Source organism: Candidatus Kuenenia stuttgartiensis (genome assembly GCF_900232105.1).
Lineage (GTDB): Bacteria > Planctomycetota > Brocadiia > Brocadiales > Brocadiaceae > Kuenenia > Kuenenia stuttgartiensis_A.
Window position 1 is genome coordinate 3711299 of the sequence record NZ_LT934425.1, and the last position, 18242, is coordinate 3729540.

An 18242-nucleotide genomic window follows, 5' to 3' on the forward strand; every position below is an offset into this window, starting at 1 on the left:
TTGTTTTTTGACTTGGGGTGAACATCCGTTGTAAGTAATAACAAACAATGACTTCCATTGAATCAGGCATTAAGGCCTCTGTGCTTGGTATAATTATTAATACAGCGCTGGCAATAATTAAAATCATTACCGGCATCATCGGGCATTCGTATGCATTAATTGCAGACGGCATTGAATCCACTACGGATGTCATCAGTTCTGTTATCGTATGGAGCGGCCTGAGAATAGCATCAGAACCTCCGGATGAAAAACACCCTTACGGGCATGGAAAGGCAGACTCTATTGCAGGACTGTTTGTTTCCATGTTATTATTTGGGGCAGCCTTGTTTATTGCAGTTCATAGTATTAAAGATATTCTGGTTCCCCATAAAACACCTGAATGGTTTACGCTTATCGTATTAGTGTTTGTCATTGTAACAAAAGAAATACTCTTTCGGTTTGTTATTTCCATCGGAGATTCAATAGACAGTACCGCATTGCAAGGTGACGCATGGCATCATCGGGCTGACGCACTTACTTCAGCCGCGGCATTAATTGGTATTTCAATTGCTCTTATAGGCGGCAAAGGCTATGAAAGCGCAGACAGTTGGGCGGCTTTATTTGCATGTGTGATTATAACTTTTAACGGTATGAAACTTTTCAGGACAGCGCTCAATGAGGTAATGGATGCCTCAGCTCCGCAAACAATAAAAGATGAAACCATTAGAATGGCAAAACAGGTAGAGGGTGTTTTATCGATCGGGAAATGCAGGATTAGAAAAAGCGGAATTACGCTGCTGGTAGATATTCATGTGCAGGTTGAAGGTGAGATGAGTGTAATGGAAAGCCATGCGATTGCACACCTGGTAAAAGACGAGCTGATTAATAAAAATGTAAATATCCGCGATGTGGTAGTGCATATAGAACCGTACCATTCTGATAAAATAAATGTAAAAGAATACAATGGACTTTCATTTTTTTCATATGTAAGCTCAATTTGGTTTTTATTACTTTTATTTGACAAAAAGGAGAATACCATATGACTAATAATGCAGTATTTTATTGGTGGATTTTTTAAATAAACATTTATAAGAGGAAATTCGGGAGGGATGGTTATGGGTATTTTAAATACATTTAAAAAAGTATATGCAGTGACGGGTTTTTTTGCCTTGTTAGCAGTATTTTCTCTATCGCAGGTGGGGTCCTCTGCTTTTGCCGCGTGTGCAAAAGTAGATGATTGCTTTTCGTGTCATACCACACAAGAATTAAATGCAGTCCATAAAAATACTCCATACCAGGGACAAAGCTGTATTGTGTGTCACAAAGCTTTTGCTGCAGATGATACATGCTCAGACGCAAAAGATGGTAGATTCGCAAAAATTTCATCTGAAATAAACATCAACAAAGAAGATTGGAACAAAATTCAACGTGCAGTCCATGAGACAACAGAAAAGCATCTTGTAGGGAGAAAATTCTTAAACATTTACGGACCACTTGGAACAGGCGCCCAGAGTGTGCCACTTGATACGTATGGCCTGCCATCATGGGCAAGCATTGATATGCTGGGCGAGGGCAATGAGGCGATACATCCCCTTAAGAGGGAAATTGCTCAAATATACCTTATTTACAAAGACTTTTGGCTTTTCCGGAGAGATATTGAGTTCAGCAAAAAGTGTGAGACGCCCATTGATATAAGTGCTGCAATAGGAGCTGCGGTGTCTGTTTCCAGGAAAGAGGACGACATGGTTTTTAACGGTTTGTCTGAGATGGGCATTCCGGGGCTTTTGACTGCAAGCGGCAGGAATATAATGAAACTCAGTGATTGGTCAGTTATTGGAAACGGCTTTCAGGATGTTGTATTGGCAGTAGAGAAACTGACAAGCAGGGGTTTTAATGGCCCGTTTGCTTTGGTAGTGAGTCCAAAGTTGTATGCATATCTCCACAGGGTTTATGAGCGTACAGGACAATTAGAGATACAGGGGGTAAAAGAGTTGGTAAACGGGGGTGTTTATCAGAGCTACGTTTTTAATAAAGATGTGGCGCTCGTAATTGCAACGGGCAGTCTGAATATGGACCTTGCCGTAGGGAGCAATTATAAAGTAGAGTACTGGGGCCCTCAGGATCTGAACCACCGGTTCAGGGTTGTGGGGAGTTCTGTGCTCAGGATTAAATGTCCGCAGGCAATTTGTACATTGGAGTAGGTTATGCTTAACAAATCAGCGGCTTTAGTGCCTGTGGTGCTGGCTTTCCTTTTCCTTTTTCTGTGTTTTCAATGTTTATACGCTGACATCCGCTGTCTTACCGGTAAGGATGGTGCTGTGCATTTGGAGATGGAGGCCAAACCCTTAACAATAGAGCCAAGGCCCGGCGTGTTCTTTGATGCCTGGGGGTATTGCCTGAAAGGTGACGTACCCACCGTACCCGGCCCTGTCATAAAGGTAAGGGAAGGAACTAAGGTTAAGATTCTCTTCAGGAATAAACTGACAGTTCCTGCCTCTATCCACCCTCACGGAGTTAAATATACCACCGCCAATGTCGGCGTTAATATTGCCGGGAATCCAGCAAGTATTGTAGCGCCTGGGGATTCAAGGATTTTTGAGTGGGATACTGCCGGCACGCCAGGCACGTGGTTTTACCACTCCTACGTATTTGAGAGAGGCGGCGAAGAGGGATTATCCAGAGGATTATGGGGAGCGCTTATTGTGGAACCGGTTGGCGGTGATCCAAATCCTCCGGATAAAGAGTTTGTGGTATTTATGCATGCATTTAATGTAAACGGACAGGAATACTATGCCTTTAACAATAAATCAGGCGATATTGAGCTTATGAGGGGAGACAGTTCCGCATTTCCAGGAGAAACATGGAAGGCAAAAATGGGGGACAAGGTAAGGTTTCATCTCATAAATATTACGGAGGAAGCACACACTTTTCATACCCACGGGCATCGCTGGCTGGATAAATCTTGTGATAAGCTTATTGATACTATCGGGTTGAATCCATTTGACTCTTATGTCCTGGATTTCGTTGCCGGTGAAGGTGTGGGGAAGGGTAACTGGGCTTTTCACTGCCAGTCACAGGAACATATGATGAACGGCATGTTCGGTATTTTTATGGTTGAGGAAGGGAAAAGGGTCAATGCTGTGATTGCATCGTGCGATGAAGGTAGGAAAACACTCAGTGCGCCTGGCCAGGATAGACAGCCTCCAACGCTTGAGGGTTTTTCAGGTGCTTACATGTATCCGGAAATTACAGAGAAAAACATGTATGAATCATTTGCAGGCTTAGAAAAGGGTGACGGCATTTGGGGTGATTATTATAGCCCTATTCCGCTTTATACCTATTTTAATCCTTCACGGCATTATGTTCCTCCGGAAAGCGACGCTTATACAAATCTACTGGTGAAATACAGGCCGGATCAGTGCGTAGAATGCCATGAGGAAACAACACCTGGTATTGTTGCCGAATGGAAAATGTCCAACCATGCAAATCCAAAGAAAAACCCGCATGTATCCGCTGAGACGCAGGAGATAGAGGCATTAATCGGGAAAGAGCTGAACAACTGGCGGCCTGGCACAAAGGACGGTGTGTATTGTTCTTACTGCCATGGTTCCGATCATGAAAAACTCTTTATGCCCACAGTTGACAATTCATGCGGAGCCTGTCATCCAAAACAAGCAGCGGAATTTATAAAAGGGAGAGATCATGGAAGGCCAAACCACCCTCAAAGCTGGGAAGGGAATGTATCTACTCCATGGTATGCTGAATACTATCGGCGAGGCGAGGGATATTCTATGGTGGGGTGCGATCAATGCCACCAAAACATGTCTTCATGTGATGATTGCCATTCACGCCACCGTTTTTCCGCGGCTGAAGCCCGAAGGCCCGAAGCATGTTCAATTTGTCATATGGGACCTGACCACCCCGATTGGGAGAGTTATTCACGTTCCAAATGGGGGGTAATTTATGAGACTACAAAAGAGCGGTGGAATTGGGACAAAAACCTTGCGGAGGTTATTCCCGGGGAAGATTATCTGGCGCCGACTTGTCAATATTGTCATATGTACGTTGGAAATAATAAATGGGAAATGAATGTGGAAACAAAGGGTATATGGCGCATGGGAGTCATTCCCCCAAAGGAAGTGGAATTTAAATCAGGACTAAAAGACTTCCCCTATGGAATAAAAATACCGCCCATGGATAAAAAACTTGAAATCTATTCTGCTGAAAGCCAGGAAAAACGCCGCAAATGGGTGGAGCTTTGTTCAAAATGCCATAGCAGCCGCTTTGCCGGCATGTGGCTTGATTCGTTAGACCAATATATGTTTGAATCATGGCGGCGGATAGACGAAGCGCAGCTTATTATAGAAAAACTTTTTAGTGAGAATGCAATTGAACCTCCTCCGGAGAAAAGGCCTCCCTTTCCCCTCAGTGATTTGATTATTAAGGTGCTTGGCGCTGAAAAACTGGGGGCTGAAATGTACAGGCTATTTAAACAAACCAACGGGCATTTACCGGTGATAGGCCCCATTCTTGGCGCTTATTCTATTTTTACCCAAAATGAAGGGAATCCTGGCGGCATAGAAAGGGAATATGCGGAGATGTGGTTCTGGAGCCATTTGCAAGGTTATAAAGGCGCTGCTCACGCCCAGCCGGATATAAGCTGGTGGTGGGGTACTGCTCAGGGAGTCGGGAATCTGACTCGTATACGGGATGAGGCTGAAAAATTAAGACGTTTAAAATCCGGTAGCAGTTCAGGCTTTTGAAAAAGCAAAGGCATTCGTTGGCAGGATTTTAAGTTTTTTATATGTATGAGCGTGTTAAGAGTGTTGAACCGTCGTTACAAAAATCGATATTTTCAGATGAATAATTGTGTGAATTACAAAAAAGAGATAGTTAAAAATAGCATAAAATGGCTCTTCCCCATAGCATTGCCGTTTGTTATTTATTGGGTTTTATTTTCGAAAATGAGGCCGGAAGATTTTCTCGTTACGATAAAAAATGCGTCTGTTCTCTGGTTAGCATTAGGGTTTATTGCCTATAGCGCAAACCAGGCATTTCGCACATTACGTTTTCAATGCCTTATCCACACAAAAAAGACATTGAGAAAACAATTGTTCCGGGTGCAGTCATTATACATTTTTTATAACTACTTGCTGCCTTTTAGGACCGGAGAGGCTACGTATATATATCTTGCGCGAAAGCATTTGAACATTCCTGTGGCGAACGGTATCTCTTCCCTTGTGGTTGCAAGGATGTTTGATTACTCACTTCTTATTGTATGTTGCGGGATAATAGCATTATGTATGAAATTGCGCATGACACCCTGGATAAGCATGCTAATGAAAGGCGGGGCAGTATTGTTTTTTGCGATTACCGCATTGTTTATTTTGTGCATGTTAAGGAAGAATACCTATGTGGTATGGATAGGGGAAAAAAGTAATTTTTTCGCTTTGTGGCAGGAAAATAAATTAATCCAAAAATTTTCAGGAGAGTTTCAGAAAATTGTACAGAGCTTCAGGGAAATCAGTAATATCAGGACAGGCCTTCAAACCGTTTTTTATACACTATGTACCTGGTTGTGCATATTCCTGGCTTTTTATATGATTACCAGGGGATTAGGGTATTCTGTAAGCTTTTTGCAGATGACAGCCGTATCGGTTATCGCCGTAATGTCAAGGGCGTTTCAGGGGGTCGCGGATTTTGGTTCACACGAGATGGGATGGTTCGGAGGACTGGTGCTTATCGGGTTTTCAGGGAAAGACGCCAGTATCGTATCTTTTTCATCACACATAATTATACTGTGTTATATGCTGGTTGTTACCATTTATTCAAAAATTACTTTGAGAAAATACGATGCTATCGCAGCGGCGCCATGTATTTTGAAAGAAAGATATGGAAGGAGCGTCGGAGAATAATTTTATTGACAATCAGATTTTTTTTAGTATTATATTGCGAATGAGTCTCAATAACAATATTTGGAGGATTGAAAATGTCTGTATTGATAGTGGGCGGCGATCATCTGGGGAGTATTCCAAAGGAGCTTGATAAAATAGGGGTGAATGATATAAAACATCTGGCTGGGAGAAGCAATCAAAAGATGCGAAACAGCATTCCTGAGTCAATGGATTTTATTATTGTATTGTGTGATTACGTGAACCATAACCTTTCACACAAAATTAAAGAGTATGCAAGTTTGAAGGAAATACCTGTTGTTTATGCAAAAAGATCATGGTCGTCCATTTATCAAAAGATAAAGGATAACCAGTGTCAGCTTAAAAAGAAGGGGTTGCTGTTCCCACTTAATTAAACGTATAGGAATTTTCAATATTTTTGTAGAGACGCATTACATGCGTCTCTACAAAAAATGTTATGGAATTTCAAAGTTGTAGAACGAAGCGATTGCTTCGTTACGAGCGAAGTGGTGCTTTGCTTTGCATTGATGTATTGGAGTTTCAAATTTTTAGTCAAGCAATGAACAAACTCACCCATTAATCCCCTCCCAAGAAGGGACTTGTCAAATTCCCCTCTTGGGAGGGGCCAGGGGGTGAGTAAAATTGAATGCCGTTGGTTTTTGTCTTTTAAAAACTCAACTTAAAAGAAACAATTCTCATTTTCTCGCTAAAAAGAGGGGATAAAGAGGGGGCAGTGGGTTAAATAGTTATAAAAATTACTAATGTTTGGTGAACCATGAGGAGCAGTTATTGATTAAAGTAATATTATGACAAGACAAAAGGCAAATATCCATGAAGTAATTGATATTGTCGTAAATATTTTAAATGCAAGGGATCCATACACCTCTATTCATTCATGGCGCGTTGCTGAATTGTCAGTGATGATTGCAAATGAAATGGCATTGCCGGAGAATGAAAAAGAAATAATACATATAGCAGCACATTTGCACGATATAGGCAAGATAGGTATATGCGATAAGATATTAAATAAACCTGGAAAACTGACCATTGAAGAAAAAAAAGAAATACAGGCACATCCACGGATAGGTTGTAATATTCTGAAAAGATTGCCGTTGTTTGGGGATATATCATGGATAGTGCTTCACCATCATGAACGTTTTGACGGACTGGGTTATCCGGAAGGCATTAAAGGGGGAGGCATTCCTCTGGCCTCGAGAATAATTTCTGTGGCAGACGCCGTTGATGCAATAATTGCAGGCCGTTCCTATAGAAGGGCAAAAAACATAGAGGAATGTTTCGGGGAGATTGAGCTTCATACCGGGAGCCAGTTTTGTCCAACAGTAATAAGCCACATGATGAAGATACAAAATGAAATAGAAGTGGTATTAAATAAATTAAAAACAGAAGAAATAAAACATTATGCCTTTGTGGGGCATGAAGAATTAATGCACTCAAGGAGATTGATTTAGTTATGAAATATAATACTACTCTAAAGATAACCATTGTGTTTTTCATTGTATCTGTTTTTCTTTGCAAGGGCGCCTTTGCCGGTGTTTCATATACGTTGAGCAGAAATGCGGACTTTTCTACGGATGACAGGGCTTTTCTCGCCACGGATACCCTCTTTGTGAAGATATCACAAAATAAGTATGACTATCATGACGTTACAAAATCTGTTTTTACTTTAAAAGAAAAGGGTAAAAACTCAAAAAATGAATTTGAATTAACCTGGAATACGGCTCAAAGCGCGTTCACAGGTTCAGTTTCGTTCGGTGATTATGAGGTTGGCAAAAAAATAACAATCAAGATACTACTGGAATGGAAAGATTATAAAATCAGAAAAAAAGCGCGTCTTGTGGTAGGTACGTATGAAACGTGGGAGATTGCCGGAACCGTTTATGATAAATATTCAGGTAATATAAAAGATGCCCGGGTAAGGATACAGGGGATGGCGGATATTAATAAAAATGATGAGAGCTATTATCCGGAAGATGAAGCACACTATGTGCTCTCTGACGAAGACGGAAGTTTTTTAATTACATACGAGGGCATTTCCGGACAGGAAGTCATAGTTGCCGCAGGCAAAGAAGGATTTAAAAATGCGGGTAAAGAAATAATTTTGGGGGAGGATGATTTTGCAGAGATTGCCCTTTCAACGTTTCCGGAGAAAGACCATTCTGATTATGAATACCGGACGAGTAAAAATTGTAAAAAGTGTCACAGTAATATTTATAATGAATGGAATGACAGCGAGATGGCAGCCTCGGCGATGAATCCGATAAATCAACTGAACTTTCTTTTATATACCGCATGGTACGTGACGGGTGACCGCTCAAATTTTGAAGATGATTCAATCTTTAACGATCCGAATCCTGAATTTGTAGGCGATAAGGGGAAAATATTTGAAGACGACACCGGCAGATATAAGATTCTCGGAGACGCGGGGAATCTTCACGATTGCGCTGATTGTCATTCTCCTTCGTTTGCATCCGGTTTACAGGGCGACGGTAAGACACCAAAATGGGATATGAGGGCAGGTGTTTTGACTGATGTTGATAATTTATCTTCAATAGACAAACAGGGTGTTCATTGTGATTTTTGTCATAAGATTCAAAATGTGCATGATGGGGAAGAGTATTGGACGGAACCAGGCGTGAATTATAAAGTTGACCTTTTACGTCCCGATCCTTCCCTGGAATCCTCAAAAGAGGGGAAGGTGATGTTTGGGCCTTTTGACGATGTTACATATAAAAGTATGCAGGCATCGTACGTTCCTCTGTTTAAAAAGAGTGAAATATGCACCTCCTGCCATCAGGATGCACGGAAATTATATTTACAACCGGTAGACGAAAATGATCAACCTACGGGCGAAGAAACCATTGAGAGAATATTATGGAGTGAAGATACATATCGCGAATGGAGATTTAGCGGTTATAGCGGATTGGAAGAAGATTATCCGGTAAACAATTATGCAGGGCGGGCGCTGCAGTGTCAGGATTGCCATATGAAAGACCCACCCCCTGACCCCGCAACGGGCAAATCTATTGCAAATTATAAAGAGGTCACAGATTCATTTTATATGTTGTCCGAAGACAAAAAGCAGTCGGGGACCAGCCGCGACCCCAGAACCATATATCCTCACCATTTTGAAGGAACCAATCAAAACCTTCCGGTTGGCGAAAAGAAACGATATCTTGATTGGGCGGTGGATCTTTCAGTTTCGAATGCCAGTGTCACTGATGGTATTGTCAGTTTTGATGTGGATGTGAAAAATTCACATACGGGTCATGCTTACCCATCCGGTGTTACGCAACGAAATGTCGTTTTATATGTGGAAGTAACGCAAACAGGAAATTCTCTTAGTCAAACCAATGATCAAGTCGTTGATACCCCGGGAGGAAATTTCCCGAATGGCTATTATAATGGTGAAGGAGACTATGCAGGGAAGTCGGGCAAAATATTCATAAAACATAACAGGATGCTTGAAGATAACAAGGATCTGGATCCTTTTTTCAATGATATATTGTATGCCTTTGCCGTTGAGGAATTGTACGATACGCGCATCAAGGCGAATGAGACAGACACCACACACTATGAGTTCCAAACACTGGACAACAGCACAATAACCATCACTGCAAGGCTTATTTACCGCTTTTATCCGAAAGGAACGCTTGAATTTGCGGCGCAAAACGGATATGTGATTTCTTCCCTGGAGGAAAATGATTATGAATCGCATAAAGTGGAAATAACCGTAGAGCCGTAAAATGGATATCCGTGAAGGTGCGTTACTGAACAAAAAAATTAAGAACAAATTCGAATGTCGAATCACGAAATTCAAGACAAATACTAAATTAAAATGTTTGAATGCCCAAAACATTGCAATTATCGGGATTTTTCAAAAAACTCTTTGCGGGTTCAGAAGCGCCACATACATTTTATGGTTAAATTGCCTATATAAAACGTGGGGTTCAGGTCACAGACCTGAACCCGCTTGGAGATCGCATAAATTGGAAATAACTGTAGAGCCGTAAAATGGATACCAAGGATTTACATATTTTAAATAAAATCCATTACAAGGGGTGGCACGGACAAACTCTGTTTGTCCGTGATTTTTCCGTGGAGTAGTTTCTTGGATCTGATTCAATTGTCCAAAATTGAACCGAAACTTTTTGCACTGTTTATGGTTTTTTTCACGGCTTTTTACCATTCACAGCCAATGGTACTGTAAAAAACATCCGGTTCAATCTGAAAACAGGAAGGATACAAAGTGTTTGTAAAAGATGGATATATCTGTTACTATTTTTACTTTTCAACGAAGACAAAGGGATTGTCGTAAATGAAACGGAATGTTGCCTTATTAATGATCACTTTTTTTGCTTTCATAGCACTTGCCGGTTGCGCTACAGGACAATGGGGACGAAGGAATTTAACCAATGTTTCACGGTATGTCAACGGCGATGCAGCATCGGTTTGGGAGGCGGTTGATCAGGCGCTTATTGGAATACGCGTGAAAGAGAAGAATGTAGAAAAAGGACTTCTGATAACTGACTGGGTTAGTGGCTATTCCACAACACAGAACATGGGAGTGCTTTTGGAGGGGCGATGGCACGAACGTTACCGTTTATTCATTACCGTTGTGCCGGAGCAAAACAAAACCTATCTTTCGATAGGATCTCAGGTGGAACAGAAGGCTCCTGGCGGAACGCGCGCGTATCGCTGGGACCGCATTCCGTCAAATGGACTCCCCGAACAAATGATCCTTGATAGGGTTGAACAGATTCTTAGTGCAATGGAGCAGGCACCTTGAAACATTTAATTGCAATGTAGGGGCGAAGCATTTGTTGTAAATTGTCATAAATGCGTTCATACCCAAACGGGCAAATGCTTCACCGCTACCGTGCTCTCCAATGTGTCAATATTAGCTTTTTTAAATCGGTTTGAGGCCCCGCTTCGCCGGATATTTTCCGATAGGATAGTTTATCATGAATAAAAATGTATTTTTTCAGTTCAGCCTTTACGTTTCACTGATCTTGTTGGTGTCTTTTGCCGGCAAGGTTTTTTCTCAGGAAGGGGAAGCGGAACCTGCAGAAAATTTTCAAATGGACGTGTATCTTACCCAGGAAGAGGCGCTTAAACTGGTTTTCCCGAAGAGCGATGAAATAGTAACCGACGAATTTATTATGACTCCGGAAGAAAAACAGCATCTGGAACAGTTATTAAAAAGGCGTATCTTTGAGGATGGTTTTATCGTATATATTGGAAAGAAAAATAATGAAATCCAGGGATATGCGATCATAACAGAAGAGATAGGCAAGTTTCACCCGTTTACCTTTATTGTTGGAGTAAAACCAAACGGGAAGATAAGCGAGGTCGCCGTGCTTGTCTATCGGGAAAGCCGCGGGGGAGAGATTGCAAGGAAACGTTTTCTCCACCAGTTTTCAGGCAAATCATTCAAAAATTCAATCAGGACCAACAAAGACATCATTAATATCACCGGTGCTACCATGTCAGTTCAATATATGTGCGCCGGTGTAAGGAAGGTGCTGGGAGTGATAAATGAATATTATCTGAACGGCAAGAGGGAGGTAAACGTTAAGAAACAGGGCAATACCCTGGTAAAACTTAATGGAGATGGCACGTTTAATGATAAAAAAATGCAATCGTCTGAGGGCGTGGCGCATCGCAATTTCAATGAAGAACAGAGCAAAAAAGGGGATGAAGCTTCCGGGAAAAAACTCGTAAAAGAAACGAGAATGATTATGGGTACTTTCGCTGAGATATCCACCTATTCCAATGATGTGAAGAATGCAGGTGCAGCAATTGACGCCGCGCTGAATGAAATGGAGCGAATGGACGCACTTTTAAGCAATTACAAAAAAGACAGCGAACTTTCCAGGGTGAATAGGGAAGCGGCAAAGGCTCCTGTTCCATGCTCTGAGGAATTCCTGGAATTTATTGAACAATCACTTTTTTTTAGCGAGTTAAGCGGCGGGGCGTTTGATATTACCGTTTCTCCCATAGTTTCGTTATGGGGGTTCTTTAATGAGAAGGGACATATTCCCTCTGATGAAGAAATTAACAGGCTTTTGCCGTCTGTATCGTATAAAAATATAGAGATAAAAAGAAACGGAGATAAGAAAAAACCAGGCACGGTGTTTTTTAAACATATATCAACGCAAATAGACCCGGGCGCTATTGGGAAAGGATATGCCGTAGACAAGGCGTTGAACGTATTAAAGAAATATGGCATTGACAATGCCTGTATTAATCTGGGCGGCAATATATATGTATTGGGGGTTTCTGACGGGAAAGACGCCTGGAGGGTTGGCATACAGCATCCTAGATATAAAAATGAAATACTGGGATATTTGGAGCTTAAGGATGAAGCAACTGCGACGTCGGGCGATTATGAACGATTCTTTGAAATTAATGGCGTCCGGTATTCACACATAATTGATCCACGGACAGGGAAGCCTGTAAACGGAACAATTGCTGTGACAATAATTGCTCCATCCGGAACGGATGTTGATGCGCTTTCTACAAGTGTATATGTTTTGGGACAAGAAAAAGGACTGAAATATTTACGTGAGATTCCCGGTGCTGAGGCATTGATTGCGTGTGAGAAGGGCGGGAAAATTGTATTGTATGCAACCCGTGGTTTTAATGAAAAATTTACAAGAGTTGAAAATGAAGGAAAAACCGATGTCACGTGGCATGTGGTCTCTGCCAATTAGCAATAAGATATTTTTTACATTTTTCCTGGCCATAATTACCGTCGCCATTGGGGTAGGTTTTTGGATAGCGTATGACAAGACGGGTTTTTCTCCGGCGAAAACGGTGCGCTATTATTGTGGCGATGAAGGGGGAGAATTTGATCCGAATCAATCTCAGGAAGAATACCTGGAGAGCTTAAAGGAAGGTATTTATTTTCCCAAGTCGTACAGAGAACTTTTAGGAGTAACCCACGCCCATATTTTCTCAATACCCATTGTCGTTTTTATCCTTTCCAGGATGCTTGCAATGACGCAATTGCGTGATTGGTTAAAGATTGCCGTTTACAGCGGCTCTTTAGCAGGGATCATCATGAACCTCGGTGCGCCATGGCTTATACGCTATACATCACACCATTTTGTCATACTGTTAACCATTTCCAACATCCTCTTTATCCTTACCTTCGGCGCATACATCTTTTTCCCCCTCTACGATATGTGGTTTTATCGTGGGCAAATAAAAAAGTAACAGGCAACACAGACAGACAAACAGCTACAGCACGACAATACCTGAGACAGTAGGGGCGAAGCATTTGCTATAAATTGTCATAAATGCGTTCATACCCAAACGGGCAAATGCTTCGCCCCTGCTTTTTTAAAAGACTAATGTGTTACATAAGTTTTGATAATTTGTTAAATCAAATCCCACTAATGTTCTGGAAACAGAGTTTCCAGTGCAATAAGGCGCTCTCCGACGAATAGTTAGTTGGCTCTTCAGGCAAATGAGTGGGTAAATTTTTGCATTTTTATATCTCTGGTAGCATACAAGTAAGAATTTTTAGCCGAAGATATTCCTCATTTCTCAGACCGTATGCTCTTCTCTGTATCACCCTAATCTTGTTATTTAAGGCCTTCGACAAAGCCTAATGGGACCTTGTTCTCAGGTCTGCTGTATGCTGCAATGCCATCACAGTGTTTCTCTATCATTTCTGCAAACTTCTCGTAAGGCTTTAACCGTTGCCACTTCAGCGATTCCTTCCAGTTATCGAAAAACTTCCTTGACCATCCCCCTGTCTTATAGCTCCATAATTGTCCAAAGGATTCCTTCAACAGATAGGCAGTGTTGAGCCGTTTGTTTGCCATGAGCAGCTTCTTTAACGCCTTGCGTCCATCAAGGGTGAGGTTCTCTCTGTTTGACAGAAGCGTATATTTCTGCCCTTTGATATACGAACGTTCTTTACCTGAAAGCCGTGCATATTCCATCTTCCGCACTTTGTCCAACGCTTCCCCAAGATGCCTCATTACATGAAACTTGTCATAAAGGATCGCAGCATGAAACGCATTCTCCCTCGTTGACTTCTCAAATGCCTTCCACATATCCATTACTGCCAACCGTATCTTCTTTACCTTCTTTGCACCAAGCCACTGGTAAAATATATCGAGACTCTCTTTAGACCGATCCTTCCCTCCAAACCAAATCGGTCTTCCACGCTCCAAATCGCTTACCACTATCCGATAGGTATGCCCTTTCCTTATGGATATTTCGTCTATACCAATTACACGAGGTGCTGCTACTGGATACCTCCGAAGCTGTTTCTTCATGTATTCTTTGTCTAATGTCTTCACCGTATCCCAGTCCAGCTTGAACTCCTTCGCCACATCCTTTACGGTCATAGTACGGCACTTCCGTCCTACAGAATAGGCAAATCGCTTCGTGTAAAAGGGATTGCCCGCAAGCCATTCCAGTTTTTCCCGCTTCACCTTTTTGCACTTCCGACATAATACTCGCCGCACCTCCACTTCCAGGTAAATCCGTGCATCTCCACAGGATAAATCCCGTACCAGACGCACCTTCTTGTCGTAATGACTCCAATGAATCTTTCCACAACACCCACATCCCGTTTTTTTTGTGTCCGCTTAAGTCTAATAACACGTGCCTTCGAGTCTCCAAATATCCCCTTAATTTCTGCTCTCGGACTAAACCCGGGGAAACCTATATTCGTCCAGCAGTCGTCTCTTTTTTTTCATTCAATTAGCATACAGTTTTTTTGCGCATAAAAAACTTCTTTTTTCCCTTATTTTATGCTATGTTGCAGTCAATTCATGACTCATTCTTACCCACTCACTTGCCTGAAGCAAAACATTTGTATAACAACTTTTTTCCGATTGACACAACATATTATGTGAAGTCGAAAAGTTAACTCTGCTGGGCTTTTCTATGAATATTTTTTGTTGAAAACTCTGAATTTCGAAGAAATGAATTCTGATTCAGCGGTTCCGGGTCTTAATAGAAACATTGCGCTTTCCACGGAAATCAAAATAGCACCTTATGAAAGGCTTAAAGATTTTAACCGCCAATGTGCCCCTTATCTTGAAAAAATAGATATAAATAATAAACAAATCCGTATCCTCGAAAAACTACGCGATTTACTGTTACAGAAATCAATGAGTGGCAAAGTAAGGTTCAATTTGAAGAAAATTAAGGCTTCTGATTAATGGACAGGTTGAAAATTGAAAAAATATAATCCAAAAATACATCATCGTCAGTCAATCAGATTAAAAGAATACGATTATTCACAGGAAGGATTCTATTTTATTACGATATGCACGAATCACTATGTATGTTTATTCGGCAAAATATACGATGGTAAAATGGTATTGAATAATGCGGGAAACATAGCAGAAGAATGTTGGTTAGATATTCCAAAACATTATCCGAATACCATTTTACGTGAATATGTGATTATGCCGAACCATGTACACTGGATTATCGAAATCGTTGCACATGTAGGGGCGAATAATTATTCGCCCCTACAAAACGGCACGTCCAAAACAATCGGCGCCATAGTGCGGGGATTTAAAATTGGCGTAACAAAATGGTTTCGGAAAAATACAAACGTACATACGGTATGGCAACGTAATTATTACGAACATATTATACGCAACGAACAATCATATTATAAAATTTCAGAATACATTATCAATAATCCCTCTCATTGGCTAACTGATAAATACTATGAACAAAATTTCTGAAAATACCATCGAACAATTCGCCATCGAACTGCTCGAAAAATCAGGCTATCAATACGTCTATGGCCCCGATGTTGCGCCCGACAGCGTAACACCTGAGCGACAGTCTTTTGAGGATGTTCTTCTCATTGAGCGGCTTACTGCCTTCGTGGTCCGCATCAATTCGAATGTCCCTGCGGATGCAAGGGAAGATGCGATAAAGTAATTGCTTTGTCTCAATTTACCCGATCTCATATCGAACAATGAAACTTTTCACCGGATGCTAACCGAAGGCATTAAGGTAAGCTACCAGAAAGATGGTAGCAGCCGTGGCGACCTCGTATGGCTTATTGATTTCAACTCCCCGGAGAACAACGACTTTTTGGTGTTGAATCAGTACACGGTAATCGAGAACCACGTCAACAAAAGGCCTGATGTAGTTCTTTTCGTAAATGGATTACCGCTGGTAATTATCGAGCTAAAGAATCCTGCCGATGAAAACGCTACTGTTCACTCCGCCTTTCAGCAGATACAAACCTACAAGCAGGCGATTCCCGGATTGTTTACATACAACGGTTTCATCGTTATTTCAGATGGGCTGGAGGCCAGGGCAGGTACAATTTCCGCCGCTTTCAACCGTTTTATGGCGTGGAAGACGGCTGACGACAAGGTTGAAGCCTCGCCTCTTATTGGTCAGCTTGAGACACTCGTCAAGGGTCTGTTGAATAAGACTACTCTCTTAGACCTTGTCCGGCATTTTATTGTTTTTGAAAAATCCAAAAGAGAGGACAGAGAAACCGGTATTATCACTATACAGACAGTAAAGATACTTGCAGCGTATCATCAGTATTATGCGGTGAACAGGGACGTTGAATCAACGATTAGGGCGGCTGGGTATGTACCCACCCCTAGCCCCTCCCGATAGGGGAATATAATTTTAGACCCCTTCCAGGGGTGGAACAGAATCTCTGATCCTTCTCAGGAGGGGAACATAGTTTCCGGCCTTTACAGGGTGGGGAATACAGATTCTCGATCCTCCCATGAAAACGACAAAACAAAAAGTCTCCTTTGTGTTGAGGGAAGAACAAAAAGTCCCCTCCTGGGAGGGGATTCAGGGGGTGGGTGGAAAGAGAAAAATCCTTTCCTATAATCCAAAACTCAAGGAGTTGGCAGGAAAACTGAGAAAAAATATGACGCTTTCAGAAACTTTGCTAATGTAACCTTTGCGCTTGCCCTGTTCGTCATAAACGTCATAATACTGTTGCTCCGTTTGTGATACCGTTGAAGTGCATCCGGCAACCAACAAACATGAGGCGATAATTATTGTTTTCATGGTGTCCCCTTAAAAAAGGTACGGTAAAAGTACGGCAGTAAGCTACTAACGGAAAATACAAGCTGCCTTGAATACCAATACATATAAGGCTTTTCCGGTGATTCACATCGCCTTTTCCACTTTATCTGCGATAAATTTGCTGAATGAAAAAGAAGAGGTAAATGCGGGGGATACCGCGTTTAATATGTGGGTGGAAGTTTCTTCCTGTTCTACAACGAAATCCATCTCCAGTTTCATTGTTCTTGTATCAAGCAGTTGCGCCCTTATTCCCGGGGTGAGATAATTGCCGAATTTATCCTCTTCCAGGTTTTTCACTAAATGAGCGGCTTGTTTTATGAAATATTTCCTATAGTGTTTTTTCATCTCTGCAAATGCCAGATCTCTGAAATTAAAAGAATTCATAAGAAAAAGTTTTGCCTCGTACCGGAGTATTTCAAAGAATTCTCCGGGATGAAAATTGGATAAACCCTCATAATTTTCCCTCCAAAATACGGGAATTGCCGTTGGCCCCATTTTTACCCTCCCGTCAACCATTTTTGTAAAGTGTACGCCAAGAAACGGGTTTTTCAGATTGGGAACGGGGTATATGTGTTTTTGAATAAAATTACTGTCCTTATATTCAATATACAGTCCTTTAAAAGGGATGAGGGTATAGTGTTTTCCAACACCGTATTGGTGGCCTATTTTATCGGCATACAGACCGGCGCAATTAATAAGGTGCCGGTAGTGTATTGTATTTTTATTAGTGACTGCCGAATGAAGGCCCTCTCGCTTTATGAATTTTTCATTCAATAGCAGGTTGATGTTTTTTTTAAAACCGGTTGCGATATGGTTCAATACTTCTTTTGGGTTCACCACTGAAGTTGCAGGAGAATGGATAGCCTTGCAATATGTTTTTGCATTTGGGTCGATTTGGGATAGTTCCTGTTCATCTATTATTTGTAATTCCACGCCATTTTTGTCACCTCTGTTTTTTAACGCATAAATCCCTTTTAAATCCTCTTCATCTTTTGCAACAACTACTTTCCCGCATCTGTTAATGGAAAGGTTGTGTTGTAAACAATATGCTGTTAAAAGCCTGTTTCCCTCAACCGTAAATTTCGCTTTTAAACTGTCAGGAGTATAGTAAAATCCCGCATGAAGTATGCCGCTATTCCTGCCACTTGCATGGCGGCCAGGGGAATCTTCTTTCTCGATTAAAGTAATTATTAATTCAGGATGTCTATGATGCAGCTCTCGCGCGATGGAGAGTCCCATAATGCTGGCGCCAATAATTAAAATGTCTGTTTTTATCATGTA

The 18242-nt window shown here is 41.5% G+C and carries 15 protein-coding genes and 2 pseudogenes; 13 read left to right on the forward strand and 4 right to left on the reverse strand.

The window, feature by feature from the left end:
* The first annotated feature begins 47 nt into the window (after positions 1–47).
* The 10 genes from KSMBR1_RS17275 (at position 48) to KSMBR1_RS17325 (ending at position 13130) form a co-directional block, all read left to right on the forward strand.
* A complete protein-coding gene (locus KSMBR1_RS17275; RefSeq protein ID WP_099326440.1) occupies positions 48–1022 on the forward strand; it encodes a cation diffusion facilitator family transporter in 975 nt (324 codons plus the stop codon).
* Between the two features lie 72 nt (positions 1023–1094).
* Entirely contained in the window at positions 1095–2180 is a 1086-nt protein-coding gene (locus tag KSMBR1_RS17280; RefSeq protein ID WP_157820694.1) for a family 1 encapsulin nanocompartment shell protein, read from the forward strand.
* A 3-nt stretch (positions 2181–2183) separates the two neighbouring features.
* Positions 2184–4742: a multiheme c-type cytochrome gene (locus KSMBR1_RS17285; protein WP_099326442.1), complete on the forward strand. Its 2559-nt coding sequence runs from the start codon at positions 2184–2186 to the stop codon at positions 4740–4742.
* 108 nt (positions 4743–4850) lie between these two features.
* On the forward strand, positions 4851–5894 hold the full coding sequence (locus KSMBR1_RS17290) for a lysylphosphatidylglycerol synthase transmembrane domain-containing protein (protein WP_157820695.1): 1044 nt from the start codon (positions 4851–4853) through the stop codon (positions 5892–5894).
* A 74-nt stretch (positions 5895–5968) separates the two neighbouring features.
* On the forward strand, positions 5969–6286 hold the full coding sequence (locus KSMBR1_RS17295; protein ID WP_099326444.1) for a DUF2325 domain-containing protein: 318 nt from the start codon (positions 5969–5971) through the stop codon (positions 6284–6286).
* A 411-nt stretch (positions 6287–6697) separates the two neighbouring features.
* On the forward strand, positions 6698–7360 hold the full coding sequence (locus KSMBR1_RS17300; protein WP_099326445.1) for an HD-GYP domain-containing protein: 663 nt from the start codon (positions 6698–6700) through the stop codon (positions 7358–7360).
* Between the two features lie 2 nt (positions 7361–7362).
* Positions 7363–9654: a hypothetical protein gene (locus KSMBR1_RS17305; RefSeq protein WP_099326446.1), complete on the forward strand. Its 2292-nt coding sequence runs from the start codon at positions 7363–7365 to the stop codon at positions 9652–9654.
* A 573-nt stretch (positions 9655–10227) separates the two neighbouring features.
* Positions 10228–10698, forward strand: a complete 471-nt coding sequence (locus KSMBR1_RS17315) for a hypothetical protein (RefSeq protein ID WP_099326448.1) — start codon at positions 10228–10230, stop codon at positions 10696–10698.
* Positions 10699–10873: 175 nt separating this feature from the next.
* Positions 10874–12625, forward strand: coding sequence for an FAD:protein FMN transferase (locus tag KSMBR1_RS17320; RefSeq protein ID WP_099326449.1), 1752 nt, complete (start codon positions 10874–10876; stop codon positions 12623–12625).
* A complete protein-coding gene (locus KSMBR1_RS17325; protein WP_172953495.1) occupies positions 12579–13130 on the forward strand; it encodes a hypothetical protein in 552 nt (183 codons plus the stop codon). The genes KSMBR1_RS17320 and KSMBR1_RS17325 overlap by 47 nt, the downstream gene beginning before the upstream one ends.
* A 277-nt stretch (positions 13131–13407) precedes the next feature.
* Here the strand turns inward: KSMBR1_RS17325 and KSMBR1_RS23650 are convergent, their stop codons facing one another.
* A complete protein-coding gene (locus tag KSMBR1_RS23650) occupies positions 13408–13491 on the reverse strand; it encodes a hypothetical protein (protein ID WP_420886570.1) in 84 nt (27 codons plus the stop codon).
* Between the two features lie 10 nt (positions 13492–13501).
* Positions 13502–14497, reverse strand: a pseudogene (locus KSMBR1_RS17330) (ISL3 family transposase); the annotation flags it as partial.
* Positions 14498–14857: 360 nt separating this feature from the next.
* On the opposite strand from KSMBR1_RS17330, the gene KSMBR1_RS17335 reads away from it, so the two are divergent.
* The 3 genes and pseudogenes from KSMBR1_RS17335 to KSMBR1_RS17345 all read left to right on the forward strand — a co-directional run.
* Positions 14858–15097, forward strand: a complete 240-nt coding sequence (locus KSMBR1_RS17335) for a restriction endonuclease subunit S domain-containing protein (RefSeq protein ID WP_099326452.1) — start codon at positions 14858–14860, stop codon at positions 15095–15097.
* A 15-nt stretch (positions 15098–15112) separates the two neighbouring features.
* Positions 15113–15634 carry a transposase gene (locus KSMBR1_RS17340; RefSeq protein ID WP_099326453.1) on the forward strand — a complete coding sequence of 174 codons (522 nt, stop codon included), beginning with the start codon at positions 15113–15115 and terminating at the stop codon, positions 15632–15634.
* Positions 15618–16508 (forward strand): annotated as a pseudogene (locus KSMBR1_RS17345) (type I restriction endonuclease); the annotation flags it as partial. The gene KSMBR1_RS17340 and the pseudogene KSMBR1_RS17345, both read left to right, overlap by 17 nt.
* A gap of 246 nt (positions 16509–16754) precedes the next feature.
* Here KSMBR1_RS17345 and KSMBR1_RS21245 read toward each other — a convergent pair.
* Complete coding sequence (locus tag KSMBR1_RS21245; protein WP_157820698.1) at positions 16755–16943, reverse strand: hypothetical protein; 189 nt, start codon at positions 16941–16943, stop codon at positions 16755–16757.
* Positions 16944–17045: 102 nt separating this feature from the next.
* On the reverse strand, positions 17046–18239 hold the full coding sequence (lhgO, locus tag KSMBR1_RS17355) for an L-2-hydroxyglutarate oxidase (RefSeq protein WP_099326455.1): 1194 nt from the start codon (positions 18237–18239) through the stop codon (positions 17046–17048).
* Positions 18240–18242 lie beyond the last annotated feature (3 nt).